We start from the raw sequence: 24483 nt of genomic DNA, 5'->3' as shown, positions 1-24483 counted from the left end.
GCGGTGTAGAACCTGTCCCATAGCGCATCCTTTGATTCGGACGGCAATGATGCGCCATTAAAGTCCGGGATCAAACAACTAGGCGCTGAAGATCGTGCAGAGCGCCGGCCGCAGCCCGCAGCGCATCTTTCGCCGCCAGGACGAGGTGGCTGATATTCGCGATGCCCGAGCCAGGGCGCAACAAGCGCAGGCCGGCATGGCGGCGATCGCCGCCGCCGGCAAGGTTGCCAGGGATGCCGTGCCGGCGGCGGTCCAGGCGCGCGACAGCGGCCTGCTCGACAGTCTCAGCGGGCTGATGCCGCAGGACGGCGAGGGCGGCGCATGAGCGGCAAACGCTTCGCCCATTCGCGCCAGGCCGGCGGCCCGGCCAAGGCGCAGGATGCGCTGACCAGGGCCTATCTCAGGGTGTTCTCAGGCCAGGACGGCGAGATGGTGCTGGCCAACCTGACGGCGGCGACCGGCTATTACCGCCGCCCGTCCTATGGCGAGTGGCTGGCCAAGACCAGGACGCCGAACGGCTTCGAGCTGCACAGCGCGCTGAGCAACGCGCGCGCCGAAGTGGTGCAGCACATCATGCGGTTTTTGACACTGGACGAAGCGCAACTGGCGGCCCTTCTCGAAGGCGCCACGCATCGACTTGCCGTCGATGGCGATCTGCCCCGCGCCGCCGGAAGCGCTCGCGACATGGCGCATGAAGCTGGCGAAGGCCTCGGCGAACGCCGTAGGGACAAGCTTGCGAAACAGCGCCGAGAAGGTGTCGTGCGACGGGATGCCATGCGCCAGAGTGAGCACATTTCGCAGCATCGCTTCCTTTTCCTGCCCAAAGCGCCAGATGTCGGAACAAATCTTGGCGCCGCACAGCATCGCGGCGAAGGCAATGAACAGTATCTCGCAAAAATCGTGTCGAGCGTTCTGGTCGCGCGGATCGAGATGACCGAACACAGCCTGGATCGTTTCCATCGAGAACTCCCCAATAACGGAGTCCTCCCAAGAATCCACAACCCGCCAATTGGCAAGCCATTTCCCATCTACTCAAATGCGATTCCCCTGCCCCTCAAGGGGGGAGATGTCCGGCAGGGCAGAGGGGCGCGCTGTCCGGGCGCTGTCCCTCGGCGATCAAAGGTTCTGCACCGCAGCAGCGCTCCAAGGTAACGGAACGGATCCCAGGGTCTGCGCTGCGTCGCTTCGCTCCTTGCTCCGCACTGGGATGACGAAGGCGCGGGGGTTCGGCCAATCTCCTATGTGCCATGGACCGTGCGTCCCGCGCCCGCTGAAATCACTTTCAAGCCTCGCTTCGCGGGGCTTTTCATGCAGCAAGCCTGATGGCCCGACCCGCAACTGCCGCCGTTCGACTTCTGACCGGCGAACGCGAACCCGTGCGCCTGGCGACCACGGCAAGCATCCTGCTCCATCGCCTGCAGACCATCGACGGCGTGCCGGCTGAGGTCGGCGACCGCGTGCTGGTCAAGGACCAGGCCGACCCGACGCAGAACGGCATCTACACGGTGAGCGAAGGCGAATGGTTCCGCGCCGCCGACGCCCGCACCGCCCGCACCTTGCAGAAAGGAACGACGGTCCACACCCAGATTGGGACAATCAATGCCGGCCGGGTGTTTGAATTCAGCGCCGACGAGCCGGTGGTGGGCAGCGACGCTATCACCATTGCCCCGTTCGTGCCGCCCGATATTTCGCAGGTGGTCGGTGCGGTGGTGACGCTGCGCGATGAAACGCAGGTGCTGAAGCATGCCACCGAGGCCAGCGCCGGCCAGGCCGCCGCCAGCGCGTCCACCTCCGCTGCCAATGCCGGACAGACCGCCGCCGATGTCGCTTCCACGGCGGCCAACCTGGCCGGCGCCCAGGCGGCACGCGACGCGTCGCTGTATGGCAAGGGCATCTTCCCGACGATCGTAGCCGCGATCGGCTTCGGCGTGGCTGGCTTCAGTGCCCTGGTCGGCGGCGCCGGCGGCACGAACGGCACGTTCGATCTGGCGTTTACCGGCGGCGCCGGTTCTGGTGCCGCAGGACGCTTCATCGTCGCCGGCGGTGCTGTGACGATGATCCTGATCACGGCACCCGGTTCCTACACGGTCGCGCCGAGTTTCAGCTTCGCGGCGTCTGCGGGACTGGCCGGCGCAAGTGCGGCGGCGGTTTTGGGCCGGAATGTCGAGGTTGGTGAGTACTTTTGGACCGAAGTTTCAGCCGGCATCCTTGGTATGTACACCGTTACGGCCGGGTCGGTTGCGGTCGACACGGGAGTTCGCGCGTCGGCAGCGGAAGTTGTCGCCTTGATCGGGTCGCGGACGGTTGGGCCGGTCCTGATCACGGGCTCCGTCGGCGGCACGGCTGTTACCAATACCAGCGTCTATTATTGGCCGGGCTCACTGTCGGCTGTCGATGAGTTTCTTTCGAGCCTGGAACTCGGCTTCGGTGCCGGGGCAGGAACAATCCGTATCGTCATTGCCCAGGTCGAGGGCGATGGCACGTTAACTCTCGTCTCTGAACAAACCATCCCTGTCGTTGCCGGCCCGTCTTCCGTCAACTCGGGTCTCTCGATCCTGAAGCCGGCCGGCAGCGTCATGGGCCTGCAACGGACAGGAGCCGGCACGTGGTATTACACGGCGGGGGCCATTCCGAACGGCGAAAGCAAGTGGTTCACGGCGACGGTTCCCACGTCGAACACAGCCAAGACCGTTGACTTTTTCAATGGTCCGCAATGGAAAGCCACTTTCACGGGCGAAGTCGGCACAAAGGCGCGCGCTGCCTACGACACCGCAAACGATCTGGTCGACATCGTCGGCACTGAGCAGGTGGTCGGCTGGCCGAACCTGGTCAACACCGGCACGAATACCCCGGCGAATTACAGCGTCGTCATGCAAACGCCAGCGCCGGCCGATGGTTACATCACGGAAATCGATGTCGGTGCCAGCGGGGCTGGCACGGCCAACATTCACGTCATCCAGTACAATGGCGATCTAACCGTCAACGTGATCAGCACGCATCAGATCACGTTGGCCAATGGTGTGAGCGAAATCCCCCTCAGCATACCGATTGCAGCGGGGCAGTATCCGGCAATCAGCGGCGGCGGCTACAAGTTTCAGAACAGCGTCAACTCGCAAGGCATCCCCGGATGGATCAGGTCTGGCGTGCTGTCGAACGGCGCTATTGTGGCATCATCGACCCTGCACCGCTATGAGGTTGCGTTCACGATCAAAACTGGCCTCATCGCCGACGCTGCGCGGGCTCTGACAGGCGGCACACAGAACACCGGCATGAACCTGCTGGCGGACGCCGACCCGAATGGCGTCGTTGACGCGACCGCAATCTTTGCCTCGGCCGCTGCTGCCCATCCAAACCCGTATGTGCCGCCCGGCAGCTTCGCGCTGACGGCCATGCCTAAGTCAGGCGACGGTTTTTGGGGACCAGGAAAGCCGTTCGTCGGCGGCCGGCGGTTCTTCGTTCCGGCTCGCCCGTCGCTGTTCAATCTCTATGACGGCTTCCGCGCCAAGATGGCAGAGCATATCGCCAACAACGATGTCCTCTGCCTGATCGGCGACAGCATCGGTCATTGGGCGCTGGCCAGTAACGGCCCGGCGCACTGGTTCAATCGGGTGACGCAGTTTGCCAATCTCGGCATTGCCGATGACGAACCGGGCATGACGGCGCTGCGGCCAAGCTCCACCTACACGCCGGACTTCTATGGCGTTGCGACCAGCGGAACCGTCTCGACGGGAACGCGCGGGCCACTTGGCGAAAGCATCATCCTTGCGGATGGCGCGTCCCTGGCGTTCACTGGAGCCTATGAACAGGTCGATGTCCACTACACCCGGGACGCCGGTCAAGGTTCGCTTGCCTTCGCTTTCGACGGTGGCGCGGCGTACAAGACCGTCAATGCTGCCGGCGCTCTCGCGCTCGATCAATATTCCGGCCCGTCGATGACGGGGCAGGCTGCCAGCGGCAATTACACACTGACGGCGGTAGGCGGCCCTGTCGAAATAACCGGGCTTATCCGTCTTGGAATCAAGGTGTCGGGATCCCGTCCTCGACTGCGCTCACTGCGCGCCGTGCATGGGAGCTATACCTTCGCGTCGTTTAATATGGCGCGCCTTACATCAGCAATCGTCCAAGCGAGCTATGCTGGCGGCAAGATCGTGCCGATACTCGCGCTTGGCATCAACGACAGTTTTGGTACCGCGCCGGCTACGATTTCAACGAACATCACTGCGGTGCTTAATATGCTGGAGGCAGCTGCCACACCTCGCATCCTTGCGATGCCGCCGACGCGCCCGTCTTCGGCCTGGGATGGTAGCTACACTGGAGGGCGGACTTACGACGCGGCGCTTGGCGTTATCCGCCAGACATACCGGTCACGAAACGTGCTGACGATCCCGATTGATGGTTTCGATTATATCGACGCTGGAGCCTATCAAGAGGGGCTTCACTTCAACGACGTCGGCCATGACAGCAACGCCTTGCGCTTCATCGAATATGTCGCGGAGAGGGGATAGGCAAATGGCACAGGCAATTCAGCACAAGAGTGAGACGGTAGCCAAACTCCGGAAAGGCGAGGAGTGGGTCGTTGTCGGCACCAAGATCGAGCGCATGGGCTACCTCACGTCGACACTGTACATGTCGGACGAGCTGCATCCGAATGCAGCCGGCGCCATGCCACCTACGACGCCGAATGCCTGCGTCAAATGGTGCGTCGGGGTCTCGTCGATGCCTAGACTGAAATGGTGGCGTGTGGCAGATGTTCGCAAATGCGTATCTTCTCCACCATTCTCGCTGTTCGCCGCCGCTTTTCGTCTTGGATCGCCACAGGCGCCGCAAGGGAGAATGCCGTCATCGGGCCGCGCACGAAGTTCGGTGCCGGGGCGGAGATCTTCAATATTCATGGCGACAGGTCCCGGGTCTCAATCGGCGCGGACAGCCATCTGGACGGACATCTGCAGGTCTTTGCCCATGAGGGTCGGATCAATATCGATGACTGGTTCTACCTTGGTCCAGGCTCGACGATTTGGTCATCGGATCCGGTGGGGATCAAGATCGGCAAACATGTCCACGTCTCGTGGGGGGTGGCGATCCACGATACCAACTCGCATCCCATGGACCCGCAGAAGCGTTTTGCGCAGATGCAGGCCATCTTTCGCGAAGGCCACCCGCGCGTCGACCCAGGCATCCGCTCAGCACCGATCACAATCGGAGATGATGTCTGGATCGGCAACAGTGCCATGATAATGAAGGGTGTCACGATCGGCGACCGGGCGATAATTTCAGCCGGCTCAATCGTACGGTCGGACGTTCCGGCCGACGCTTTGGTGCGGCCGGACCGCGACCTGGTGAAATGAAATGATGCCTTCGCTCATCAATGAGCGTCGTCCCATCATAGAGCGCCAACCATTCGCTTGCGCCAAGGCGCGGGCGAATGGCAACGGGCTAATGACGGCTGTCTTGCGGCTTGTTGTGCGGCTGGCTGTTCGACCACCAGACAAAATACAGCGAACCCACCTTCATGACCGGCACACGACGCTCGCGTTCGCGCCCCCGCAATTCGCGATAGACTTTTACCTTCAAGGTGCCGCCCGGCAGTTTGATGCGCACGGCCATCGGTTCAACTCCGCTGTGCAATTCAATGATGATGTGCGATGCAGCAATTAGAGAACTTCCCCAGCCGAAGAGTCAACCGCCGATGCGCGCGTTTGCTGGCTTGACCGGAAGGGTTCAAGCGCAGCCGCCCGAGGACGGCTTTTTTCGGGCCGTCAAGGCGCTGCCTGAGATCGGTTTGGATCGTCGTCGGGCTGGTCGTTCAACGGACGCGGCCGGTTCGACCACCAGCTGAAATACAGCGAGCCCAGCTTCAGAACCGGGATGCGGCGGGCGCGCTCACGCTCGCGCAACTCCCGATACACCTTCATCTTCAAGGTGCCGCCCGGCAATCTGATACGCACTGCCATTGCTCCCAACCCCCGTTGTGCAATGCAGCGACGTAGAGAGCTTCCGTGGCGGAAGGGTCAAGGGCTGATCGTTGATTCTTTCTGCGGCTGTTTTCCGGGACCGGTTCCAGAACGGTCCGGGCGGGTGAATGGTGAATGGTAGTAGTGAGTAGTGAGCGGTGAGTGGTGAGTGGTGAGTGGTGAGTGGTGAGTGGTGAGTGGTGAGTAGAGTGAGAGCACCTTCTTCACTATTCACTATTCACCCACTCCCTTTGGCGGGCGTCCGGACGGACGATCCGAAATGCTGCTCGGCCACCAGACGATGAAATAGTCTCCAAGCCGCCAGACCGGGACTTGGCGCTTCTGCTCGCGGCGGCGCAGCTCGTCCTTTTTCTTGATTTTCAGTGTCCCGCCCGGAAGCCTGATCCTGATTGTCACGCGCCCTCCCGCACCTGTTCCTGAACGGTTCATGTGAGCAGTTTATTCCGGCTAAGCGGTTTCCATCCCGATGGCAAGACGGAACGAGCTGTTCTCAACTGGTCAATGCCGTCAGTTGAAGAAATTCGCCATGCCCTGGAAGGCCAGGAACGCATAGACGATCGGCCCGGCAATCAGCCCGCAATAGAGGCACAGGATCACCGCCAGCGCCACAAGCAGCGGCTTGTCGCGGCCGACCGCGCAGAGCTCGGCCTTCACTGTCCAGCGCGCCGTTCCTTCGTGTTGCGACATCGGCCAATCCCCACAGTTTGGGGCCATTTCACACAATCGCCTGCAAACATCAATCGGGCGCCTGCAAACATCAACCGGGCGCCTGCAAACATCAAGCTGGCGCCTGCAAACATCAACCTGGGAAAGGACCAAGACCATGGATATGACGTTCAAGGGCGCCGCCAGGCGCCTCGACGATCTCGATCTGCCAAGACTTGGCGCCAACATCGGCGTCGGCGAAGACGAGATCCACGCCTTTCTCGATGTCGAAACCAGCGGGCATGGCTTCGACGCCCAGGGCCGGCCGGTCATCCTGTTCGAGCCGCATCTCTTTTATCGCAATCTGGCGGGCGCGGCTCGGGCAAGGGCGGTAGCGGCCGGCCTTGCCTATGCCAAATGGGGCGAAAAGCCTTATCCCCGCGACAGCTATCCGCGCCTGAAAGCCGCCTGCGCCATCGACGAGACGGCGGCGCTCAGATCGGCGTCATGGGGGCTCGGCCAGGTTCTCGGCGAGAATTTCAGGGCGGCCGGCTTTCTGACCGTGCAGGCGATGGTCGAAGCCATGATGGCGGACGAGGCGCTGCAGCTGGCGGCGGCGGTCAATTTCATCGCCGCCAACCGGCTCGACGGCAAATTGCGCAAGCATGACTGGGCCGGCTTCGCCAAGGGCTACAACGGCGCATCCTATGCGAAGAACGCCTACGATATCCGGCTTGCCGAGGCATTCCGCAAATGGTCCGGGATCAGGGACACGCCGCCCCCTCCGGCGCCGGTTCCGATCCCGCAGCCGCCGCAACCGAACGGTTTCACGCCCGCCAAGGCAGAGCCGGGCAAAGCCGGAGTGCGGCGCGGACCGTTTTCCGGATCGTTGTCCGGATTATGCGCCGCAGTGCTGGCTCCGTTGGTTGCTGCAATCCTCTCCTTGTTTCGAAAGGCAAAGCCATGAACTGGTTCAATACCAACGCCGCGCACAATCTGATCAATGTGCTGATCCTGCTGCTCACCGGCCTGGTCGGCTTCGACTGGACGCTGTTCGGCATCGACGCCGCCCTGGCGCTAAAAATCACCGGGGTGCTGGCCCTGCTCAAGATCCTGATCAATGTCGTGCGCGACGGCGTCGCCGGCCTCGTCAGAAACCAGCCTGCCGTGGAGGGCAATTGAGATGTGGGTGCTTTCCATGCTGGGCGCGCTCGCCGGCAACACGACGATCTTGGCGATTTTTGCCGCGCTCGTCGGCGGCATCGGCCTGTTTGTCGCCGGCGGTCGGGCCAACAAGGATGCGGCCAGGCGAGCGGCGGAAAAACGCGCCGCCGTCGAGGAGCGCCTCGAAATGGACCGCGAGGCGACCGATGCCGAACGCGCGGCGCGCGACCTGCCGGACGAAGCCGCACGGCGGGAGGCGATGCGATGGGCAAAGCGCTGATGCTGCTGCTCGGGTGCCTGTTGCCCAAGTGCCTGCTGTTTGGCGGCCTGCTGCTCGCCGGGTGCGCAACGCCGGTTTCGCCGGCGCGCCAGCTCTGGTGCGACCACAACCAGCCGCGCCGTGCGTCCGCCGCCGTCGTCGCCGCCATGACGCGGCCGGAGCTCGACGAAATCAATGCCTACAACGGCAAGGGCGCCAGATGGTGCGGGTGGAAGCCATGATACAGGAACTTCTCGACGCGCTCGGCATCAAGGCGCCGGTGGTGGTCGCGGGCCTTTCCGGCGGCATTTTGCGAGCCTTGTCGCGCCACCGCTACAAGGTTCGCGAGATGGTGGCGTCGCCGATCTGCGGCGCGCTGGCGGCGGCCTACCTGACATTGCCGGTGGTGCATTATTTCCGCGCCACCGGCCTGGCGATTCCGGCCAACACGACACCACGACGCTGGCCGCGGCGTTCCTCATCGGCGTCTCGGCGATGTGGATCTCGGACATCGTCTTCGAAGTGGTGGTCAGGCGGTTCAAGCCCGAGAAGGAGGAGTGAGATCGCGGGTTGTGTTGTTGCGCCCTCGTGCCGTTGCGCAGGGTGCGGAACCACGGGCGAAGCTGCGCGTTAGGCACGACCTTTGCAAGGATGCAGCATGCCAGCTCGCTCAATCGTCCCGACAGCCGCAGCGATCCTGATCGCCGCCACAAGCATGGCTTATGGCCGGCCGGATGCGCGCACCATGACATGCGAACAGACGCAGCAGCTGATCCAGAGCCGGCGCGCCGTCGTCCTGTCCACCGGCCGCAACACCTATGATCGATATGTCCGCCAATACGGCAATGAGTGCGACTGGCCCGAAGCGCCCGTCACCTCCTACATCAGGACGCTTGACGGTCAATGTCGGGTCCATCGATGCGAGGAACCGGTTCTCGGATTGCGATGATGCGCCATTAAAGTCCGGGATCAAACACCTAGGGGTCTGCGCCGCGTCGCTTCGCTCCTTGCTTCGCCCGAGGATGACGAAGGTGTAGTAGCGTATGGCTAATCGCCAGCGTTGGAGATTGGTGCTAGAAGCAGCCGGCGCCTGATCCAAGGTCTCTTCCCGCGACGTCTCTTCGCCCCGACCACCAAGGTGGGCCGATGCGCTAAAAGCCGAAGGTTGCGGAACCACGGGCGAAGGTGCGCGTTGGGCACGACCCTTGAGAGGATCTATCATGCCAGCTCGCCCAATCGTCGCGACAGCCGCAGCGATCCTGATCGCCGCCACAAGCATGGCTCACGCCCGGCCGGATACGCGCGCCATGACATGCGAACAGACGCAGCTTCTGATCCAGAGCCGGCGCGCGGTGGTGCTGACCACCGGCCGCAACACCTATGACCGCTATGTCCGCCGGTTCGGCAATGAATGCGACTGGCCCGAAGTGCCTGTCGCCGCCTATGTCCGGACGCTTGACGGTCAATGCCGGGTCCATCGATGCGAGGAGCCGGTGTTCTTTTTCCCGGACTAGCGGCCGAAGCTGCTGATCTCCAAGTTTTGGTAAAGAGGGCAGGCCAGAGGGGTCGCCTCGCGTCGAGAGCCATCCTCCACTGCCGCAAGAGAAGAGGCCGGCCCAGTCGAACCGACCCCCCTCTGCCCTGCCGGGCATCTCCCCCTCAAGGGGGAGATCAGCAGCTTCGACCTCCGCACGCATTCCTGCAACGTTGGTGATTGGTGAAGGCGCCGATCACAGCCAATCTCCCCCTTGAGGGGGAGATGTCCGGCAGGACAGAGGGGGGCGCCGTGGAGCACGGACATCAAAGGCTCTGCACCGGGGCCGACGCTCTAGAAGCCGAAGAACTGCCAGCCGACCAGGTAGCCAAGCGCGACGACTGCCAGGGGAAACAAGGCTGGCGCCAGCCGGCTTAGAGCGGAGCTCCTTGCCGGCTCCCTTGGGGAACTTCTTTCGGCGTTTCCGAGGTTCTTGGTCATTCCGCTATAGTAGCAATCGCTGATTAACGATTCCCCAACATGCCGCGCCGGCGCGATTGAGCCGGGCGGCTTGCTGCAGGCGGGAACCAATCGCCGCCAACCGGCTTTGGCAAGGAGGCGATCGTTCGCGCGGAGGCGTTCGACATGAAACCTTTCGCATTCCTGCCAATCACGCTGCTCGGCGCACTGGTGTTGGCGGCGCCGGTTGCCGCCCAGACGGATAACCAGACACAAGACCAGGCGCCTGCCGGCCACTGCCAGGCGCAGCCGCAGAACGGCGAGCAGCAGCCGCCGCCGCCCGTCAACAACGGTGACAACAACAACCTGACCGACACGCTTGACCCCTGCAACGGCGTGCTGCTGCCGCCACCGACCGGCGATCAGGGCATGGCCGCACCGCCGCCGGACCAAGGCAGGACACCGGTGCTCAAGCCCGGCGAGGTCCCGGCGCAGCCGCCGAAACCATAGATTGGGGGCATTTGCCGTTTTCGCGCCTGACGTGCCGGCGCCGGCAGGGATTTTTACCGTAGGGCGGAACATTAGTTATCGCTAAATGTTCTTCTCGAAGCAGTCGATATCACCCCCCTCCGGTATCGCTGCTGATCGGGCAAAACCGATCGGCCCGCGCGCTTGGGCGACCAAGATCGCGGGCCACTGCCAGCCAACGCGGCGACAATTAGTCGCCGCTCACGGAACAAGACGGTTTCGTCAAACGTTGGCTTTTGGGCTGAGTCGTTCCCGACTGTGGACAGCAGAGCCCGCAAACCAGACAGGAGAAGACGATGAAAATCCACCTTGTTCCTGCCGCCGCCGGGCTGGCTTTGCTGGCCGGTGTCGGCGTCGCCACCGCAGACCAGGTGATTATCACGCCCGAGCAGCAGACGGTCGTCCGCCAATATGTGGAGAGGCACCCGCTGGCGTCGATCAGCCTCTTGGGCGTGGAACTCAACGTCGGTTCCACGTTGCCCGACACGGTTGAACTTCACGAGGTTCCCGACGTCGAATACAGATACGTAGTCGTCGACGATCGCACCGTGCTGGTCGATCCCGGCACCCGCAGGATCGTGCAGGTCATCGACTGACCTTCACCCGCCGCTCTCCCGGGAAGGCGCGGGAAGAGCGGCGGCTCGCCGGTAGGCAGCCGGCTGTCGATCGTCTTCGTGGCGGGACGGAAGGAGCCATTTCCATGTTGCCGCATGTCGAATCACTCGATGTGGCCGCATCCGTCGACAAGCTGCTTGCCGAACGGGGCTCGGCCCTGTTGTCGATGAAGGCGTTGATTGCAGCCGTGCGTGAGCAAACCGGAACCGAGCGCTCGGACGCGGATCTGGCGGGGCTGATCACCAAGAAGGCGGCACTCCTCGGGGTCACGGTCCTGTCCGATTTGGGCGGCCCAGACTCAGGCCGACCCGACTCTGGCCGACCCGATCTGGGCCGAAGCCCCCAAGACGCCGGTCGAAAATTCAGCTAGAAGTTGTCGCTCACCGATTTGAGCCGAGGAGGCAACAGTGACGGACGACAGGCAGGAACGCATCCGCCGGCGGGCTCACGCGATCTGGGAGCAGGCCGGCCGGCCCGACGGCGCGCATCAGCAGCACTGGAACCAGGCCGCCGCCGAGATCGACGGTGAGGAAAGCGGACCCAAAACCAAGACTGCTCGGCCAAAGGCGCCGGCTCGGCCGAAGGAGCCGGCGGCCGGCAAGGTGACCAGTTCAAAGACTGCCCGGCCGCGCAAGGGCTAGCCGCCATCTGATGTAGTGCTCTACGGCGCCCCCTTCTGTCCGGCAGGACAGAGGGGGGCGCCTCGCTCTGCCATCAAAGGTTTCGCACATAACGCTTCGGCCGCGGGACGAAGCACTGTCCCGCGGCCGAAGCGCTGGTCCCGAAATCGATCTCGGCTACTGGCCGCAGTGCCTGTCGTTGACGGTGGGTGAAACCGTGCCGGGAGCCTTGTGCGTGGCATCAGGCATGGCGCCCTGCGGGCTTGGCGGGCAGTTCTGGTCGGCATTGGAATTCGTGCCGTCGGGGGCCGCAATGATGCTGCCGGTAATCCCGGTATCGACCGTATCCGGCTCAGCCAGGGTCGGATCGACCGGGGCCGGGTCGATGACGACGCTCCTGCCGCTGCCGGGAGCCATGCCAGCCTCTGTGTCGGCTGGGTCGGCTGTGCTCTGGGCCATCGCAGACGTGGCCAGACCAGCGGCGAGCACGGACGCCGCGAGTAACTTCGTAAGCATGATTTGCCTCCATTTGTCTCCATTTTTTCGGTCGTCGCCGCATCGCGACTACAGAAAAAACCGCTCGGGGGTGGTGGAGGTTCCCATAAAATTGCAGCCTGCGACGAACCGTCGTGACCAGGAGGGGCCGTCGTGATCGGGAGGGGCCGTCGTGATCAGCAGGGCAATCTTGCCCGGGATGCCGGGAACCCAAAAACGTGCCGGCCGCGAGCCGTTGACATAACTTGCCTATCCCGTTATTGAACAGGATTATACAGGTTTACTGAACAGGTATTCCATGGCGCGTCGCACGACCCTGTCGTCTCCCGGAACCGGCAAGCCGGAACGGATCGCCACCGTCCTCGAGCACGAGATTCGCTCCGGCGTGCTCGGCTTCGGCGACCGCCTGCAGAGCGAGAACGAGCTTGTCCAGCGCTTCTCCGTCAGCCGCAACACCATCCGCAAGGGTCTCGAGGAACTGTCGAGCCGCGGGCTGATCACCACCAAGGTCGGCATCGGCTCGTTCGTCACCTTCGACGGCATGCCGGTCGACGACGCCGTCGGCTGGTCGCGGGCGCTGGCCAATGCCGGCGCCAATGCCGAGACGCGCACGCTCAGGCTCGAAGTCATGCAGGATGCCGAGCTCGCCGCCACACTCGGCGTCGAAAGCCCGTTCTTCATCGCCGTCGACCGGGTGCGCTCAAACGCCGATGACGGCCACGCCATCTCGATCGAGCGCAGCCGGCTGCCGCTGTCGCCCGAACTGGAGGACGTGCCGCTGCGCGGCCTGCGCGAGGGCTCGCTGCACCAGACGCTGCGCGCGGCGGGGCTTGTCCCCGATCACGGCGAGGAGTGGGTCGATATCGAGATGCTGAGCGCCGAGGACGCGGCCATTCTCGACTGCGCGCCGGACGCGCCGTTCCTGCGCACGCGGCGCCTGACGCGCGCCCCTGACGGCCGCGCCATCGAATATGTCACCAGCCTGCTCAATCCGGCGCATTTCGCGCTTCACCTGGAGTTCTGAGCATGGAGATGGCCGCGGCGATCGACCGGGCGATGGGTGCGCTTGTCGGCGGGGCGCTGGGCGATGCGCTCGGCATGCCGACGCAGCTTTTGTCGCCGGCCCGCATCGTCGAGCTCTACGGTCCTGTCGAGGGTTTCGTCGCGCCCGCCGCCGACCATCCGGTGTCGAAGGGCCTGTCCGCCGGCACTGTCACCGACGACACCGAACAGGCGCTGCTGCTCGGCCGCATCCTGGTCGCTTCAGGCGACGGCTTCGATCACACGCGCTGGGTCAAGGCGCTGCTCGACTGGGAGCGCGAGGTCAAGGCGCGCGGCAGCTACGATCTGCTCGGACCTTCGACCAAGCGCGCCATCGACGCCATCAATGACGGCGTGCCGGCCGAGGAGGCTGGGCGCAGCGGCGACACCAATGGCGCGGCGATGCGCATCGCGCCGGTCGGCATCATGATGCCGCCGGAGCCGCTCGGCGCGCTGGTCGCCAAGGTTGCGGAAACCTGCCGCGCCACGCACAACACCTCGATCGCCATTGCCGCGGCGGCTGCCGTTGCCGCCGCCGTCAGCTGTGGCGTTGCCGGCGGCGATTGGCGCGCCGCCTTGGATCGCGCGGTCGTGGCGGCCAGGCAGGGCGCAGAACACGGTCACTGGACCAGCGGCGGCGATATCGCCGCGCGCATCGACTGGGCGAGGGGCCTGGTTCGCGGCAAGGCCGTCACCGACGGCATCCGGCTGATCGTCGACCTGGTCGGCACCGGCGTCGCCAGCCAGGAATCGGTTCCGGCGGCCTTCGCCGTGCTGGAAATCGCCGGCGGCGATCCCTGGCGGGCGGCCGTCATCAGCGCCAATCTCGGCGGCGACACCGACACGATCGGCGCCATCGCCGCCGGCATGGCAGGCGCCTGCGCCGGCTTTTGCCGATTGCCAAGGGAATACATCGCCCGGCTCAGAGGCCTCGACATGGCGCAGGTGCACGCGCTCGCCGCCGACCTGGTCGCGGCGCGGATGGCGAAAAGCAGCGCGACCAAGGATGCGGCGGCATGAGCGGAGCTCAGCCTGACATGAGCGGGCGTCTCGTCCATATCGGCAGCGCGGTGGTCGACTATGTCTACCGCATCGACGCCTTGCCGGCGCCCGGCACCGAAAAGACCGCATCGAGCTTTGCCCAGGTCGCCGGCGGCGGCTTCAACATGATGGTTGCGGCCAGTCGCACCGGCATGAAGGTCGTCTTCGGCGGCCAGCTCGGCAGCGGACCGAATGGCGATTTCCTGCGTGCCGCTTTTGCCGCCGAGGGCATCGCAACGCTGACGCACCCATCGCCTTTGATGGACAGCGGCAATTGCGTCGCCATGATCAGCGGCGACGCCGAGCGCACGTTCGTGTCATGGCCTGGCGCCGAGAGCGTGCTCAGCCTCGGCATGATGGCGGCCGTCCGGGTTGCGCCTGATGATTGGGTGTTCGCCTCCGGCTATACGCTGAGCTATGTCGGGAGCCGCGACGCGCTGGCCGACTGGATCGAGGCGCTGCCGGCGGAAATTCCCTTCGTCTTCGATCCGACGCCTGTCATATCGGAGATTCCGCGCGCCATTCTCGACCGGGTGCTGGCGCGCACGAACTGGCTGAGCTGCAACACAACGGAAGCGGGCGAGATCGCCGGCCCCGGTGCTGTCGAGGCCATTGCCGCCCGGCTTCTTTCCAATCACTGCCCGACCGCCGAGGCGGTCATCATCCGCGCCGGGGCGGAAGGCTGCTTCGTGCGACTGGCTGACGGCACCGCGCAGGCCGTGCCCGGTTTCAAGGTCGCCGCCGTCGATACCAACGGCGCCGGCGACACCCATATCGGCGCCTTCGTCAGCGCGCTGTCGCGCGGCGTGCCGCCCTTCGAAGCGGCAAGTTACGCCAATGCGGCGGCGGCGCTCTCGGTCACCCGCCATGGCGGATCGTCGGCGCCGACCGACGAGGAGATCCAGACATTCCTCAGCCATGACGATCGATCCGTGCACGGCCGGAAGCAAAAGGCCCATTTATGACAGCCTAAATGACGCAACAAGCCCGCCAACCGGGCAAACAATGAGAGGAACGAACATGCGCATGCCCAAACTGACTGCTTTTCTGACGGCAACCGCCGTCTTCGCTTCCGCACTGGTCGCCAGCGCCGACGAGGTGCATGTGCTCAACTGGAAGGGCTACGGCGCCGACGAGCCCTGGGCCATCGCCGCTTTCGAGAAGGCGACCGGCAACAAGGTCGTCAACGATTTTTTCAATTCCGAACAGGAAATGCTGACCAAGCTGAGGACCAATCCCGGCCTCTACGACGTCGTCATGATCAACGCCGCCTTCAACGACCAGGCGATGGCGGAAAAGCTGATCCAGCCGATCGACGTCTCGAAAATCCCCAACTATGCCGACATCAGCGCGGACAAGGCAGGCTCGCCGATGCTCGCCCGCGATGGCAAGGTCTATGGCGTGCCATGGGTGTGGGGCTTGACCGCGCTCGCCATCAACGAGAAAGCCTTCGAGACGCCGCCGACCAGCATCGCCGAGATGTGGAACGAGGCGCATAAGGGCCGCGTCACCATCCGCGACGACGCGGTCGAGGCGGTCCAGTTCGGCGCCATCGCCACCGGCCAAAACATCAACGACATCAAGGATATGGAGGCGGTCAAGGCGAAGCTGGCCTCGCTGATGCCGCAGATCAAGACGTTCTGGAGCTCGGAAAACGACTGGAACCAGATGGTCGCCTCCAATCAGATCGACATCGGCACTTATTGGAGCGGCTCGGCCGACCGCGCCAAGACGCATTTCAAGCTGCCGGTCTCGCTGGTCATCCCCAGGGAAGGCGCCGTCGCCTGGCTCGACGCCTTCTCCATCCCGGTCGGTTCCAAAAACGTCGCCGGCGCCGAGGCCTTCATCAACTATATGATCGACCCGAAGTTCTACGTCGAATGGGTCACCAAGGTCGGCGCGCCGGTGTCGGCCAACGCCAAGGCGGTCGCCACCCTTCCCGAAGACGCCTTCAACCGCAAGGTGATGGGCGACCCCGACGTCGCCAAGCGCATCCAGTTCCAGGCGCCGATCAGCGACGCGCAGCGCGAGGCTTATCTGGCGCTGTGGCAGGAGCTGAAGGTCAATGTGAAGTAACGGGCGGGGTGAAAGTAACGGCAAGCTTTCGGGAGGAACATATGGCTGGACAGGTCGCAACCGGTTCGAGGAGCGGATTGCGATCGGCTTTGCCGCTGCTTGTGCCGGCCTATCTCTGGCTGACGGTGGCGATCTTCTTGCCGCTGTCGGCCATGGTGTTTTTCTCCTTCATGACCGAGCTGCCGCTGTCGGGAAAGGCGTGGTCGTTCACGCTGGACAATTATGCCACCTTCTTTGCGCAAGGCCTCTACCGGACGCTGCTGCTGGCCTCGCTCAGGCTCGGGCTCGAGGTGACGCTGTGGTGCGTCGTCATCGGCTATCCCGCGGCCTATGTGCTGGCCAAGGTGTTTAGGGGACGCAGCCGCGAGGCGATCTTCCTGCTCGTCATCCTGCCGTTCTGGTCGAACGGCCTGGTGCGCATCTTCTCCTGGGCGATGGTGCTGCGCGAGGGCGGCATTCTCGACACCGCACTCAACGCCGTGCTGCCGTTCAAGATCAACATCGACCTGATGTATTCCTATCCGGCCGTCATCATCGGCCTGGTCCACTCCTACGTGCCCTACATGGTGCTGACCTGTTACCTGACGCTGCAGGCCATCGACGATTCGCTGATCGAGGCAGGGCGCTCGCTCGGCGCCTCGCGGCTACAAATGCTGAAACGGGTGATCATTCCGCTGTCGATGCCGGGGCTGGTCGCCGGTGCGGCGCTGATCTTCGTTCCCGTCGTCGGCTCCTTCATGGAACCGCGTATTCTCGGTGGCCGCACCGGCACTTTCTACGGCACGGTCATCGAGGACCAGTTCGTCGCCGTGTTCAACTGGCCGCTGGGTGCGGCGCTGTCCTTTATCCTGCTGGCCGTCGTGCTGGTCATCCTGGCATTGGCGTCGCCGGTGTTGAAGAGGGCCGCGTGATGGCGACGACGCGTATCCTGGAATGGTGTGGGCGCCTCTACATCTGGCTGCTGCTCGCCTTTCTCTACCTCCCGATCATCATCATGGCGCTGATGTCGTTCAACGTCTCGCCCTTCTACCAGTTGCCGTTCGAATGGACGACCGAGTGGTACGCGTCGTTGTGGCAGAACGACCAGCTGATCTCGGCCACCTGGAACAGCGTGGAGATCGCCATCATCACCACCATCATCTCCACGGTGCTCGGCTCGGCGGCATCGCTGGCGCTCTATCGCCATGAATTTCGCGGCAAGAAAGTCCTGCAAGCGCTGCTGTTTCCACCGATCGCCATTCCGTGGCTGATCACCGGCACGGCGATGCTGATCTTCTTCTTCGGCGTCGGCATCGGCCGTGGGCTGTTCGCGATCCTGCTCGGCCATGTGGCGCTGGCGCTGCCCTATGTCATCGTCGTCGTCTCAGCCCGGCTGCAGACCTTTGCGCCCGAGCTGGAAGAGGCGGCGCGATCGCTCGGCGCCAACCAGTGGCAGGTGACTTCGCGGGTCACGCTGCCCTGGATCATGCCGGGCGTCATCGCCGGCGGGCTGTTCGCCTTCGCCGTGTCGTTCGACCAGTTCGTGGTCTCGTACTTCCTGTCGACGCCGGGCCAGACGACCTTGCCGGTCGAGATCTACGCCGCGATCCGCAAGGGTTTCACGCCGGAGATCAATGCCGTCTCGACGATCATCATCGTCGTCTCGATGGCGCTGATGCTGCTCACGGCAAAATTCTTCAAATTCGGCGGAGAGAAATAATGGCCGGCGTGCAGGTAGCGAATTTGTCGCGCAGTTTTGGCGCGCACAAGGCGCTGGACGATGTCTCGATCGATTTCGCCGACGGCGGTTTCTACGCGCTGCTCGGGCCGTCGGGCAGCGGCAAGACCACGCTCCTGCGCCAGATCGCCGGCTTCGATTTCCCCGACTCCGGCCGCATCGCCATCGGCGGCGAGAGCGTCGAGCGGGTGCCGGTCGAGAAGCGGCGCATCGGCATGGTGTTCCAGAACTATGCGCTGTTTCCCAATATGAGCGTCGCCGACAATGTCGCCTTCGGCCTGTCGGTGCGCGGGCAAGCCAAGGCAACGATAGCCAGCGAGGTGCAGCGCGCGCTCGACCTGGTGCAACTCGGCAAGCTCGGCGGCCGCCGCCCACACCAGCTGTCGGGCGGCCAGCGCCAGCGCGTCGCACTGGCCCGCGCCATCGTCACCAAGCCGCGCGTGCTTCTGCTCGACGAGCCGCTGGGGGCGCTCGACAAGGCGCTGCGCGTCGACATGCAGATCGAGCTGAAGCGCATCCAGCGCGAGATCGGCATCACCACCATCTTCGTCACCCACGACCAGGAAGAAGCGCTGACGATGAGCGACCGCATCGGCATCCTGCGTGACGGCAGGCTGGTGCAGGAGGGGCCGCCCGAGGAGATCTACGACAGGCCGAAGAGCGAGTTCGCCGCCACCTTCCTCGGCGACGCCAACATTTTTCGCGGCGAGAGCACCGGCGCCGGCATCCGGCTGCAGGACGGCACGGCGATTGCCGCCGGGGCAGGCGCGACGCTTGCCGCCGGCGCCAAGGCCAGCTGCGCGGTGCGGCCCGAACGCATCCGTATCGCCACCGATTCGGGGACGTCCGATCCGAACGCCAATATGCTCCGCGGCCAGGTATCCAAGCGCATCTTCGCCGGCAACAACAGCACCTATTTCGTCGATCGCGACGGGCAAACGCTCAAGGTCATCGTGCAGAACACCGGCGTTGAAAGGTTGGCGGAGGGGCAAAAAGTGGTGCTGCGCTGGTCGCCGGAGAGCACGGTGCTGATCGCGGCAAACTGATCTTGCCAGGCGGGCCGCAATCAGTGAGAGCATGGTCGGGCATAGTGCGGGAAAGCGGAACACCCGATGACGCTTGAACTCAGTGCGGGCGACCAGTCGATGCTCGGCGGCGAGCACGGCCGGGCCGTGGCCGCAGCGATGAAGATACTGGTCGCCTTTTCCAACGCCGTCGGCGCGCGCAAATTGTTGGACATTGCCGGCGCGCATATCGACGGCTGCCTCTATCACGGCCAGGCCAGCCTCGATTTCGTCGAAAGGCTGGTCGAGGGCGGCGGCCGCGTCAGCGTGCCAACAACACTCAATGTCGGTTCCTTCGACCTCATCCATCCCGGGCTGGTGAAGATGCCGGCCGCGCAAGAGGTGCCGGCGCGGCGGCTGATGAAGGCGCATCTAAAACTCGGCTGCCAGGCGACCTTCACCTGCGCGCCCTATCAGACGCGGTTCCGGCCGGGCTTTGGCGAGCAGATCGCCTGGGGCGAGTCCAACGCCATCGTCTTTGCCAATTCGGTGATCGGTGCGCGGACCAACCGCTATGGCGATTTCATCGATCTGTGCTGCGCGATGACCGGGCGCGCGCCGGCCTGGGGACTGCATTTGACCGATAATCGGCGCGGCCAGATCCTGTTCGAGCTGACCGGTTCTTTCGAACCTGCCGATGCCCTGTTCGTCGGCGTCGGGCTGGTCATCGGGCAAGCGAGTGGCGACCGCATTCCTGTGATATCGGGCCTGCCGCAGCCGCGCGACGAGGATCAGCTGAAGGCGCTTGGCGCGGCGGCGGCAACGACGGGTGCGGTGGCGCTGTTTCATGCGGTCGGCATCACGCCGGAAGCAAGGACGCTCGACGAGGCATTTCGCGGCGTGGCGCCGGAGGCGACGATCCGGATCTGTCGCGCCGACATCGACCAGGCGCTGGCAAAACTGTCGAGCGTCCCCGACGGCGCGCCGCTTGCGGCCGTATCGCTCGGCACGCCGCATTTTTCGCACGAGGAGTGGAAGCGCCTGCTGGCGATGCTGCGCGAGGTGGCGCCGGGCAGGGGCATTCCGATCTACGTCAACACCGGGCGCGCCACTTTCAAGAGATTGCAGGACGAGGGCGAACTTGCCGGCATGGATGCGTTCGGCCTCATTCCGGTTACGGATACCTGCACCTATGTCACCTCGGTGCTCGAGCGTCTCGACGGCGTGGTGATGACCAATTCCGGCAAATGGGCGCATTATGCGCCCGGCAATATCGGCGTGTCGGTGGTCTTCGGCGACCTGGCAGACTGCGTTCGCTCGGCCGCTGCCGGCCGCGTCGTGCGAGGCGCGCGATGAGCCAACAGGACAGTCGAGCGCAGAACAGAGTTGGCACGTTCCAGCTTGCCGGCGAGGCGCAGGGATCGGCGCTGGTGCTGTCGCATGCGCTCAGCTTCTGGGGCGGCGTCGATGCCGAAACGGGCGACATCATCGACCGTTCGCACCCGGGCGGCAACGTCGCCGGCAAGATCCTGGTGATGGCATCCGGGCGGGGATCGTCGTCCTCGTCTTCGGTCCTGGCCGAGGCGATCCGCCGGGGCACGGCGCCGGCCGGCATCATCCTGCAGCGGCCCGATCCGATCCTGGCCGTCGGCGCCATCGTCGCCGAGTTCCTCTACGAAATCAGCATGCCGCTGGTCGTCTGCGACATATCGGGCATTGTCTCCGGCGACCGGATCGCGATCGGCCTCGGCGAGGATGACCGGGCGATCGTCAATATTGGGCAATGATCTAAAGTGAGTGATTGGGAATTGTCGCGTCGGGTCGCGGCTAGCCCCTTCTCCCCGTTTTCCACGGGGAGAAGATGCCGGCAGGCAGATGAGGGGCAGCACCAACGTCGGAATTTCTACTCAACGTTCGCGCTGCCCCTCACCCTTACCCTCTCCCCGTTAAGAACTGGGAGAGGGGGATCGCCTGCGTTGCATTCGCCATCAAAACAGTCTTTTTCAGCCGGCCATCAGTCCTGCCGTGCCACGTCGCCAGTAGGCCGCCGCCAGCGTCTCGTCGCGGCCAAGCCCGAGCGTGCCGCGCCAGTGTTCGAACGATCCTGGCGGCAGCTGCTTCCGCCGCGAACCAGCCGAACGCCGAGCCGGTCGGCCATGCGGAGGCGATCCCGGTCGTCGTCGTCCCGAAGACAACAGTCCGCACGCATTGAGCTCAAGATTACCTTGATCGCCGCAGCGCCACAGCCTGCACCTGCTGGCGCTGCCTCTCTTTCCCGGGTAATCCCGGGACCCTTCCGTTCAGATCTCCGGGATGCTTTCCCTGAAGATCACCTGCAGCCTCGGCTGGTGCAACTCGTAGGGCAAGCCCCTGATCGCGTGGGTCAAGGTGTTGAGCGCTTCGCGGGCCTCGACGCGCGGGTTCTGGTCGATCACTGCATCGAGCGTGCCGTCGAGCAAAAGCTCCTTGGTGCCTTCGGTCACTTCATGGCCGAGAAACACGGTCGACAGCGCCCGCCCTCGCTCCTTGAGCGCGCGGGCGATGCCGGTGTTGCCGGCGCCGACATTGTAGATCGCGGCCAGGTCCGGATGCCGGTCCAGTAGGGCGGAGGCCTCCGCATAGGCCTTTTCCCGGTCGTCGAGCATCTCGCGCATCTCGACGATCTGCAGATTGGGCGATTCTTCCGTCAATATGTGGCGGAACCCCATCTCGCGTTCCTCATGGCCGCGATAGGAGAGCGAGCCGGCGAACAGCGCGACCTTGCCCGGACGACCGGCGCCCATGAAGCGGTTGAGCAGATAGCCGGCGAGCCGGCCGGCGGCGCGGTTGTCGATGCCGATATAGGCGACCCTCGGCACGTGCAGGATGTCGGACGCTATCGTGACGACCTTGACGCCGCTGGCCGACAGCGAACGGATCGCCTCGCGGACCGTCGGGTGATCGAGCGCGATGACGCCGACGCCCTGCGTCTGGCCGCGCAATTCCTGCAGCACGCGGGCAAGCCGGTCGGGATTGAAGCCTTCGATCGTGGCGACGCGAACATCGAGGTCTGGCCGCGATTGCGCCTGCGCCTCGATGTGCCGGTGCAGCATCTTGATGAAGGAATTGGTGCCGGCGGGCAGGGCGAAGTCGAGCCGTATCACATCACCGGACAGCACGTGGCGCGTGGTCGGGCTGTTCGAATTCTCAGCGATGTAGCCCAGCCGCTGCGCCGTTTCCAGCACGACCTCGCGGGTGCGCGCCCTGACCCCGGCGCGGTTGTTGAGCACACGATCGACCGTCGCGGCTGAAACGCCGGCTTCCCGGGCTATGTCTGTCAGGGTGGACCGCACAGTCGATCACCTCACTGCTTGCGCGCTACGCGCATCAAAATCGCGCGCTCAATGGTTCGAATGCCGGACGACGGCTTCATGCCATCCGCGATTGTGATGGGAAATGATGTATCCGGCCTGAGCCGATGCGCAAGCCGGCGCGCTACACCAAATCGTCGAGCCGGGCCGAAAAGGATCGGCGCGGCGCTCGGTCCCTCAAATTCAAGCACTAGGTGCCGTTGGCTGACCTCGCTGGACTGCATCCTCTCCCCTCAATTGCGATGTTATGATGTGTTTTGATTATTTATGATGTTGACAGCCTTCCCGTACTGCCGTCAATATCCATCATGAGGGCCGTGGAGGAACAAGGCCCTCGAGGGAGGACTTCCAATGTCTGATATGATCCGCATGTCGCGGCGCCGTCTGCTGGCGTCCGGTGGAAAGGCGGCCGTGCTTGTTGCCGCCGCAGGTATCGCACCGAAATTCATCCGCCCCAGCCGCGCCTACGCGGCCGATGCGCTGGCGCCGGGCATGATCGGCGGCCCGACCGGCTTCGACGGCTCGGAGCGCTATCAATATGGGCCCGACACGCCGGAAGGCCGCGCCATCGAGGCGGCCAAGGCGATGAAGGGGGCCGGCAAGGCCCCGGCCAAGATCGTGCTTGGCCTGTCCGACGGCTCGATCGGCCAACTGACGCAGCAATTTCCCGCCGGCGCGCCCTCGATCAAGGATCTGTGGGAGAAGGAAACCGGCATTCCGATCGAGATCGTCGGCGTGCCGAACGGCCAGGAATTCACCAAGACGATGCAGGACATCTCCACCAAGGGTGGGGCCTATGACATCTACGCGGTGGAATGGAACCGTCTCGGCGACCTCGCCGAAACCGGCGGCATCCTGAAGCTCGACGACTTCGTCGCCCAGTACAAGCCGGAATGGGACGACCCCGAGCGCGGCTATGTCGACGGCGCCAAGGGCGTCTCGCTGCTCAACCAGTATCGCGGCTCGACCTATGGCGTGTCGCTGGACGGCGATTTCCAGACTTGGGTCTATCGCACCGATTTGTTCGGCGACGCGGCCGAGAAGAAAGCCTTCTCCGACAAGCATGGCTATGAACTGGGGTCGCCGAAGACCTGGAAGCAGCATGACGAGATCGCCGCCTTCTTCCATCGCCCGGACAAGGGCCTGTTCGGTTCGACCGATCTGCGCAACCAGGGCTGGGGCTACACCAACTGGTATCAGCGTTATGTTTCAATGGCTTCGCCAAATCAGTTCCTGTTCGACGATACCGGCAAGCCGCTGATCAATTCGCAGCAAGGCATTGCCGCTGTTAACGAGTACATCGCCTCGCTGGCCCACCATTCGCCGGATGCGATCTCTTGGGGCTGGCCGGAGCAGTACGGAAATTTTGCCAAGGGCGGCGCCGCGATGACCTGCGCCTTCTCCAACCTGCCGAAATTTTTGGACAATGCCGGCAACAAGGATTCAGCCGTCACCGGCAAGATCGGCTCGATGCTGCCGCCCGGCCGCGAGATCGACGGCAAGCTGATCAGCCGCTCGGTGCTGTGGCTCAATCTGTCGGCCTCGGTCTCGTCGCAGGCCAAGAATCCGGAGGCCTGCTACCTGTTCCTGCAATGGCTCGGTTCGAGCCGCATCTATGCCTGGATGACCGCCAATCCGGGCGGCTATTTCGATCCGTTCCGGTTGTCGGATTTCTCCGACCCGCTGGTCCGCCAGACCTATCACGCCTACCACATGGATGTGGTGCGCGAGACGGTCGCCCGCACCGTGCCGACCATCAACTATCCCGGCGCCACCGCCTTCCACAATGCGCTGGACGAGAACCTCGTTGCCGCGCTGACCAAGGCCAAGACCGCCGAGCAGGCGATGGTCGACACCGAGGCCGAATGGAAGAAGATCGCCCGCCGCACCGGCGAGGAGAAGCTTCTCGAAGCCATCAAGACCAACAAGGAGGCCTGGCCCACCGTTCTCGATCCGATCAGCTGATCCTCCTCCCAGCATACGAATGGAGGGGAGGAGTTTGCTCTTCCCCTCCGCAAACGAT

General features: G+C 64.1%; 29 protein-coding genes and 3 pseudogenes. 25 read left to right on the top strand and 7 right to left on the bottom strand.

Features of this window, described 5'->3' with window-relative positions:
- The first annotated feature begins 94 nt into the window (after window positions 1-94).
- Window positions 95-325, top strand: a complete 231-nt coding sequence (locus tag AC0L28_RS21340; protein WP_473480032.1) for a hypothetical protein — start codon at window positions 95-97, stop codon at window positions 323-325.
- Window positions 322-609 (top strand): annotated as a pseudogene (locus AC0L28_RS21335) (Bbp19 family protein); the annotation flags it as partial. The gene AC0L28_RS21340 and the pseudogene AC0L28_RS21335, both read left to right, overlap by 4 nt.
- 45 nt (window positions 610-654) lie before the next feature.
- Here AC0L28_RS21335 and AC0L28_RS21330 read toward each other — a convergent pair.
- Window positions 655-960: pseudogene (locus AC0L28_RS21330) on the bottom strand (transposase family protein); the annotation flags it as partial.
- 362 nt (window positions 961-1322) lie between these two features.
- Here AC0L28_RS21330 and AC0L28_RS21325 point away from each other — a divergent pair.
- Window positions 1323-4505 (top strand): SGNH/GDSL hydrolase family protein, encoded by a 3183-nt coding sequence (locus tag AC0L28_RS21325; protein ID WP_473480030.1) that lies wholly within the window; start codon window positions 1323-1325, stop codon window positions 4503-4505.
- Window positions 4506-4757: 252 nt separating this feature from the next.
- Entirely contained in the window at window positions 4758-5345 is a 588-nt protein-coding gene (locus tag AC0L28_RS21320) for an acyltransferase (RefSeq protein ID WP_287175839.1), read from the top strand.
- 88 nt (window positions 5346-5433) lie between these two features.
- Here the strand turns inward: AC0L28_RS21320 and AC0L28_RS21315 are convergent, their stop codons facing one another.
- The 4 genes from AC0L28_RS21315 to AC0L28_RS21300 all read right to left on the bottom strand — a co-directional run bounded on the left by AC0L28_RS21315 (window position 5434) and on the right by AC0L28_RS21300 (window position 6659).
- Window positions 5434-5604, bottom strand: coding sequence for a hypothetical protein (locus AC0L28_RS21315; protein WP_023798595.1), 171 nt, complete (start codon window positions 5602-5604; stop codon window positions 5434-5436).
- A 152-nt stretch (window positions 5605-5756) separates the two neighbouring features.
- Entirely contained in the window at window positions 5757-5951 is a 195-nt protein-coding gene (locus AC0L28_RS21310; protein ID WP_128170507.1) for a hypothetical protein, read from the bottom strand.
- Between the two features lie 234 nt (window positions 5952-6185).
- A complete protein-coding gene (locus AC0L28_RS21305; RefSeq protein WP_023798597.1) occupies window positions 6186-6368 on the bottom strand; it encodes a hypothetical protein in 183 nt (60 codons plus the stop codon).
- Between the two features lie 111 nt (window positions 6369-6479).
- Window positions 6480-6659 (bottom strand): hypothetical protein, encoded by a 180-nt coding sequence (locus AC0L28_RS21300; protein ID WP_031254697.1) that lies wholly within the window; start codon window positions 6657-6659, stop codon window positions 6480-6482.
- Window positions 6660-6795: 136 nt separating this feature from the next.
- Here AC0L28_RS21300 and AC0L28_RS21295 point away from each other — a divergent pair, with 136 nt between their 5' ends.
- The 11 genes and pseudogenes from AC0L28_RS21295 (at window position 6796) to AC0L28_RS21245 (ending at window position 11757) form a co-directional block, all read left to right on the top strand.
- Complete coding sequence (locus AC0L28_RS21295; RefSeq protein WP_473480026.1) at window positions 6796-7584, top strand: N-acetylmuramidase family protein; 789 nt, start codon at window positions 6796-6798, stop codon at window positions 7582-7584.
- A complete protein-coding gene (locus AC0L28_RS21290) occupies window positions 7581-7799 on the top strand; it encodes a hypothetical protein (protein ID WP_023798600.1) in 219 nt (72 codons plus the stop codon). Before AC0L28_RS21295 ends, AC0L28_RS21290 begins: the two co-directional genes overlap by 4 nt.
- Window position 7800: 1 nt before the next feature.
- Window positions 7801-8061, top strand: a complete 261-nt coding sequence (locus AC0L28_RS21285) for a hypothetical protein (RefSeq protein ID WP_287065575.1) — start codon at window positions 7801-7803, stop codon at window positions 8059-8061.
- Window positions 8046-8282 carry a hypothetical protein gene (locus AC0L28_RS21280; protein WP_287065574.1) on the top strand — a complete coding sequence of 79 codons (237 nt, stop codon included), beginning with the start codon at window positions 8046-8048 and terminating at the stop codon, window positions 8280-8282. The genes AC0L28_RS21285 and AC0L28_RS21280 overlap by 16 nt, the downstream gene beginning before the upstream one ends.
- Window positions 8261-8601 (top strand): annotated as a pseudogene (locus AC0L28_RS21275) (hypothetical protein). The gene AC0L28_RS21280 and the pseudogene AC0L28_RS21275 overlap by 22 nt, the downstream one beginning before the upstream one ends.
- Window positions 8602-8698: 97 nt before the next feature.
- Complete coding sequence (locus AC0L28_RS21270) at window positions 8699-8989, top strand: hypothetical protein (RefSeq protein WP_128170505.1); 291 nt, start codon at window positions 8699-8701, stop codon at window positions 8987-8989.
- A gap of 271 nt (window positions 8990-9260) precedes the next feature.
- The gene (locus AC0L28_RS21265; RefSeq protein WP_128175033.1) at window positions 9261-9554 is read left to right on the top strand and encodes a hypothetical protein; all 294 of its coding nucleotides are present in this window, start codon (window positions 9261-9263) and stop codon (window positions 9552-9554) included.
- Between the two features lie 605 nt (window positions 9555-10159).
- Window positions 10160-10483, top strand: a complete 324-nt coding sequence (locus AC0L28_RS21260; RefSeq protein ID WP_287250375.1) for a hypothetical protein — start codon at window positions 10160-10162, stop codon at window positions 10481-10483.
- 314 nt (window positions 10484-10797) lie between these two features.
- Complete coding sequence (locus tag AC0L28_RS21255) at window positions 10798-11097, top strand: DUF1236 domain-containing protein (RefSeq protein ID WP_091599078.1); 300 nt, start codon at window positions 10798-10800, stop codon at window positions 11095-11097.
- Window positions 11098-11201: 104 nt separating this feature from the next.
- A complete protein-coding gene (locus AC0L28_RS21250; protein WP_287259948.1) occupies window positions 11202-11486 on the top strand; it encodes a hypothetical protein in 285 nt (94 codons plus the stop codon).
- Window positions 11487-11523: 37 nt separating this feature from the next.
- Window positions 11524-11757 carry a DUF2934 domain-containing protein gene (locus AC0L28_RS21245; protein ID WP_287259950.1) on the top strand — a complete coding sequence of 78 codons (234 nt, stop codon included), beginning with the start codon at window positions 11524-11526 and terminating at the stop codon, window positions 11755-11757.
- A 156-nt stretch (window positions 11758-11913) separates the two neighbouring features.
- Here AC0L28_RS21245 and AC0L28_RS21240 read toward each other — a convergent pair whose 3' ends face one another.
- Window positions 11914-12252 (bottom strand): hypothetical protein, encoded by a 339-nt coding sequence (locus tag AC0L28_RS21240; protein ID WP_473480023.1) that lies wholly within the window; start codon window positions 12250-12252, stop codon window positions 11914-11916.
- 277 nt (window positions 12253-12529) lie between these two features.
- On the opposite strand from AC0L28_RS21240, the gene AC0L28_RS21235 reads away from it, so the two are divergent.
- From AC0L28_RS21235 to AC0L28_RS21195, 9 genes are all read left to right on the top strand, one after another.
- Window positions 12530-13255 carry a GntR family transcriptional regulator gene (locus AC0L28_RS21235; RefSeq protein ID WP_473480021.1) on the top strand — a complete coding sequence of 242 codons (726 nt, stop codon included), beginning with the start codon at window positions 12530-12532 and terminating at the stop codon, window positions 13253-13255.
- Between the two features lie 2 nt (window positions 13256-13257).
- Window positions 13258-14292 (top strand): ADP-ribosylglycohydrolase family protein, encoded by a 1035-nt coding sequence (locus tag AC0L28_RS21230; protein ID WP_473480019.1) that lies wholly within the window; start codon window positions 13258-13260, stop codon window positions 14290-14292.
- A gap of 17 nt (window positions 14293-14309) precedes the next feature.
- Entirely contained in the window at window positions 14310-15278 is a 969-nt protein-coding gene (locus AC0L28_RS21225) for a PfkB family carbohydrate kinase (RefSeq protein ID WP_473480042.1), read from the top strand.
- Window positions 15279-15333: 55 nt separating this feature from the next.
- Window positions 15334-16389 (top strand): ABC transporter substrate-binding protein, encoded by a 1056-nt coding sequence (locus AC0L28_RS21220; RefSeq protein WP_128170499.1) that lies wholly within the window; start codon window positions 15334-15336, stop codon window positions 16387-16389.
- Window positions 16390-16430: 41 nt separating this feature from the next.
- A complete protein-coding gene (locus AC0L28_RS21215; RefSeq protein ID WP_287259955.1) occupies window positions 16431-17300 on the top strand; it encodes an ABC transporter permease in 870 nt (289 codons plus the stop codon).
- Window positions 17300-18088, top strand: coding sequence for an ABC transporter permease (locus AC0L28_RS21210; protein ID WP_023798617.1), 789 nt, complete (start codon window positions 17300-17302; stop codon window positions 18086-18088). Before AC0L28_RS21215 ends, AC0L28_RS21210 begins: the two co-directional genes overlap by 1 nt.
- Window positions 18088-19152 (top strand): ABC transporter ATP-binding protein, encoded by a 1065-nt coding sequence (locus AC0L28_RS21205; RefSeq protein WP_128247696.1) that lies wholly within the window; start codon window positions 18088-18090, stop codon window positions 19150-19152. Before AC0L28_RS21210 ends, AC0L28_RS21205 begins: the two co-directional genes overlap by 1 nt.
- Window positions 19153-19218: 66 nt before the next feature.
- On the top strand, window positions 19219-20466 hold the full coding sequence (locus AC0L28_RS21200; protein ID WP_473480016.1) for an aconitase X: 1248 nt from the start codon (window positions 19219-19221) through the stop codon (window positions 20464-20466).
- A complete protein-coding gene (locus AC0L28_RS21195) occupies window positions 20463-20897 on the top strand; it encodes an aconitase X swivel domain-containing protein (RefSeq protein ID WP_023798619.1) in 435 nt (144 codons plus the stop codon). Before AC0L28_RS21200 ends, AC0L28_RS21195 begins: the two co-directional genes overlap by 4 nt.
- A gap of 513 nt (window positions 20898-21410) precedes the next feature.
- On the opposite strand, the gene AC0L28_RS21190 is transcribed toward AC0L28_RS21195, so the two are convergent.
- Window positions 21411-22442, bottom strand: coding sequence for a LacI family DNA-binding transcriptional regulator (locus AC0L28_RS21190; RefSeq protein ID WP_287259959.1), 1032 nt, complete (start codon window positions 22440-22442; stop codon window positions 21411-21413).
- A 369-nt stretch (window positions 22443-22811) separates the two neighbouring features.
- On the opposite strand from AC0L28_RS21190, the gene AC0L28_RS21185 reads away from it, so the two are divergent.
- Window positions 22812-24425, top strand: a complete 1614-nt coding sequence (locus AC0L28_RS21185) for an extracellular solute-binding protein (protein ID WP_473480014.1) — start codon at window positions 22812-22814, stop codon at window positions 24423-24425.
- Window positions 24426-24483 lie beyond the last annotated feature (58 nt).

Source organism: Mesorhizobium sp. WSM4847, assembly GCF_055811335.1.
Note: the sequence above shows the minus strand (reverse complement) of the source record. Positions and strands in the feature narration are given on the sequence as shown.

Bases quoted from the DNA above. Each gene is read 5' to 3' on its own strand.
- AC0L28_RS21200 (WP_473480016.1), top strand. From the start codon at position 19,219: ATGACGCTTGAACTCAGTGCGGGCGACCAGTCGATGCTCGGCGGCGAG.
- AC0L28_RS21220 (WP_128170499.1), top strand. From the start codon at position 15,334: ATGCGCATGCCCAAACTGACTGCTTTTCTGACGGCAACCGCCGTCTTC.
- AC0L28_RS21205 (WP_128247696.1), top strand. From the start codon at position 18,088: ATGGCCGGCGTGCAGGTAGCGAATTTGTCGCGCAGTTTTGGCGCGCAC.
- AC0L28_RS21290 (WP_023798600.1), top strand. From the start codon at position 7,581: ATGAACTGGTTCAATACCAACGCCGCGCACAATCTGATCAATGTGCTG.
- AC0L28_RS21300 (WP_031254697.1), bottom strand. From the start codon at position 6,659: ATGTCGCAACACGAAGGAACGGCGCGCTGGACAGTGAAGGCCGAGCTC.
- AC0L28_RS21225 (WP_473480042.1), top strand. From the start codon at position 14,310: ATGAGCGGGCGTCTCGTCCATATCGGCAGCGCGGTGGTCGACTATGTC.
- AC0L28_RS21315 (WP_023798595.1), bottom strand. From the start codon at position 5,604: ATGGCCGTGCGCATCAAACTGCCGGGCGGCACCTTGAAGGTAAAAGTC.
- AC0L28_RS21260 (WP_287250375.1), top strand. From the start codon at position 10,160: ATGAAACCTTTCGCATTCCTGCCAATCACGCTGCTCGGCGCACTGGTG.
- AC0L28_RS21215 (WP_287259955.1), top strand. From the start codon at position 16,431: ATGGCTGGACAGGTCGCAACCGGTTCGAGGAGCGGATTGCGATCGGCT.
- AC0L28_RS21230 (WP_473480019.1), top strand. From the start codon at position 13,258: ATGGAGATGGCCGCGGCGATCGACCGGGCGATGGGTGCGCTTGTCGGC.
- AC0L28_RS21235 (WP_473480021.1), top strand. From the start codon at position 12,530: ATGGCGCGTCGCACGACCCTGTCGTCTCCCGGAACCGGCAAGCCGGAA.
- AC0L28_RS21195 (WP_023798619.1), top strand. From the start codon at position 20,463: ATGAGCCAACAGGACAGTCGAGCGCAGAACAGAGTTGGCACGTTCCAG.
- AC0L28_RS21325 (WP_473480030.1), top strand. From the start codon at position 1,323: ATGGCCCGACCCGCAACTGCCGCCGTTCGACTTCTGACCGGCGAACGC.
- AC0L28_RS21310 (WP_128170507.1), bottom strand. From the start codon at position 5,951: ATGGCAGTGCGTATCAGATTGCCGGGCGGCACCTTGAAGATGAAGGTG.
- AC0L28_RS21265 (WP_128175033.1), top strand. From the start codon at position 9,261: ATGCCAGCTCGCCCAATCGTCGCGACAGCCGCAGCGATCCTGATCGCC.
- AC0L28_RS21185 (WP_473480014.1), top strand. From the start codon at position 22,812: ATGTCTGATATGATCCGCATGTCGCGGCGCCGTCTGCTGGCGTCCGGT.
- AC0L28_RS21320 (WP_287175839.1), top strand. From the start codon at position 4,758: ATGCGTATCTTCTCCACCATTCTCGCTGTTCGCCGCCGCTTTTCGTCT.
- AC0L28_RS21295 (WP_473480026.1), top strand. From the start codon at position 6,796: ATGGATATGACGTTCAAGGGCGCCGCCAGGCGCCTCGACGATCTCGAT.
- AC0L28_RS21240 (WP_473480023.1), bottom strand. From the start codon at position 12,252: ATGCTTACGAAGTTACTCGCGGCGTCCGTGCTCGCCGCTGGTCTGGCC.
- AC0L28_RS21285 (WP_287065575.1), top strand. From the start codon at position 7,801: ATGTGGGTGCTTTCCATGCTGGGCGCGCTCGCCGGCAACACGACGATC.
- AC0L28_RS21270 (WP_128170505.1), top strand. From the start codon at position 8,699: ATGCCAGCTCGCTCAATCGTCCCGACAGCCGCAGCGATCCTGATCGCC.
- AC0L28_RS21255 (WP_091599078.1), top strand. From the start codon at position 10,798: ATGAAAATCCACCTTGTTCCTGCCGCCGCCGGGCTGGCTTTGCTGGCC.
- AC0L28_RS21250 (WP_287259948.1), top strand. From the start codon at position 11,202: ATGTTGCCGCATGTCGAATCACTCGATGTGGCCGCATCCGTCGACAAG.
- AC0L28_RS21210 (WP_023798617.1), top strand. From the start codon at position 17,300: ATGGCGACGACGCGTATCCTGGAATGGTGTGGGCGCCTCTACATCTGG.
- AC0L28_RS21280 (WP_287065574.1), top strand. From the start codon at position 8,046: ATGGGCAAAGCGCTGATGCTGCTGCTCGGGTGCCTGTTGCCCAAGTGC.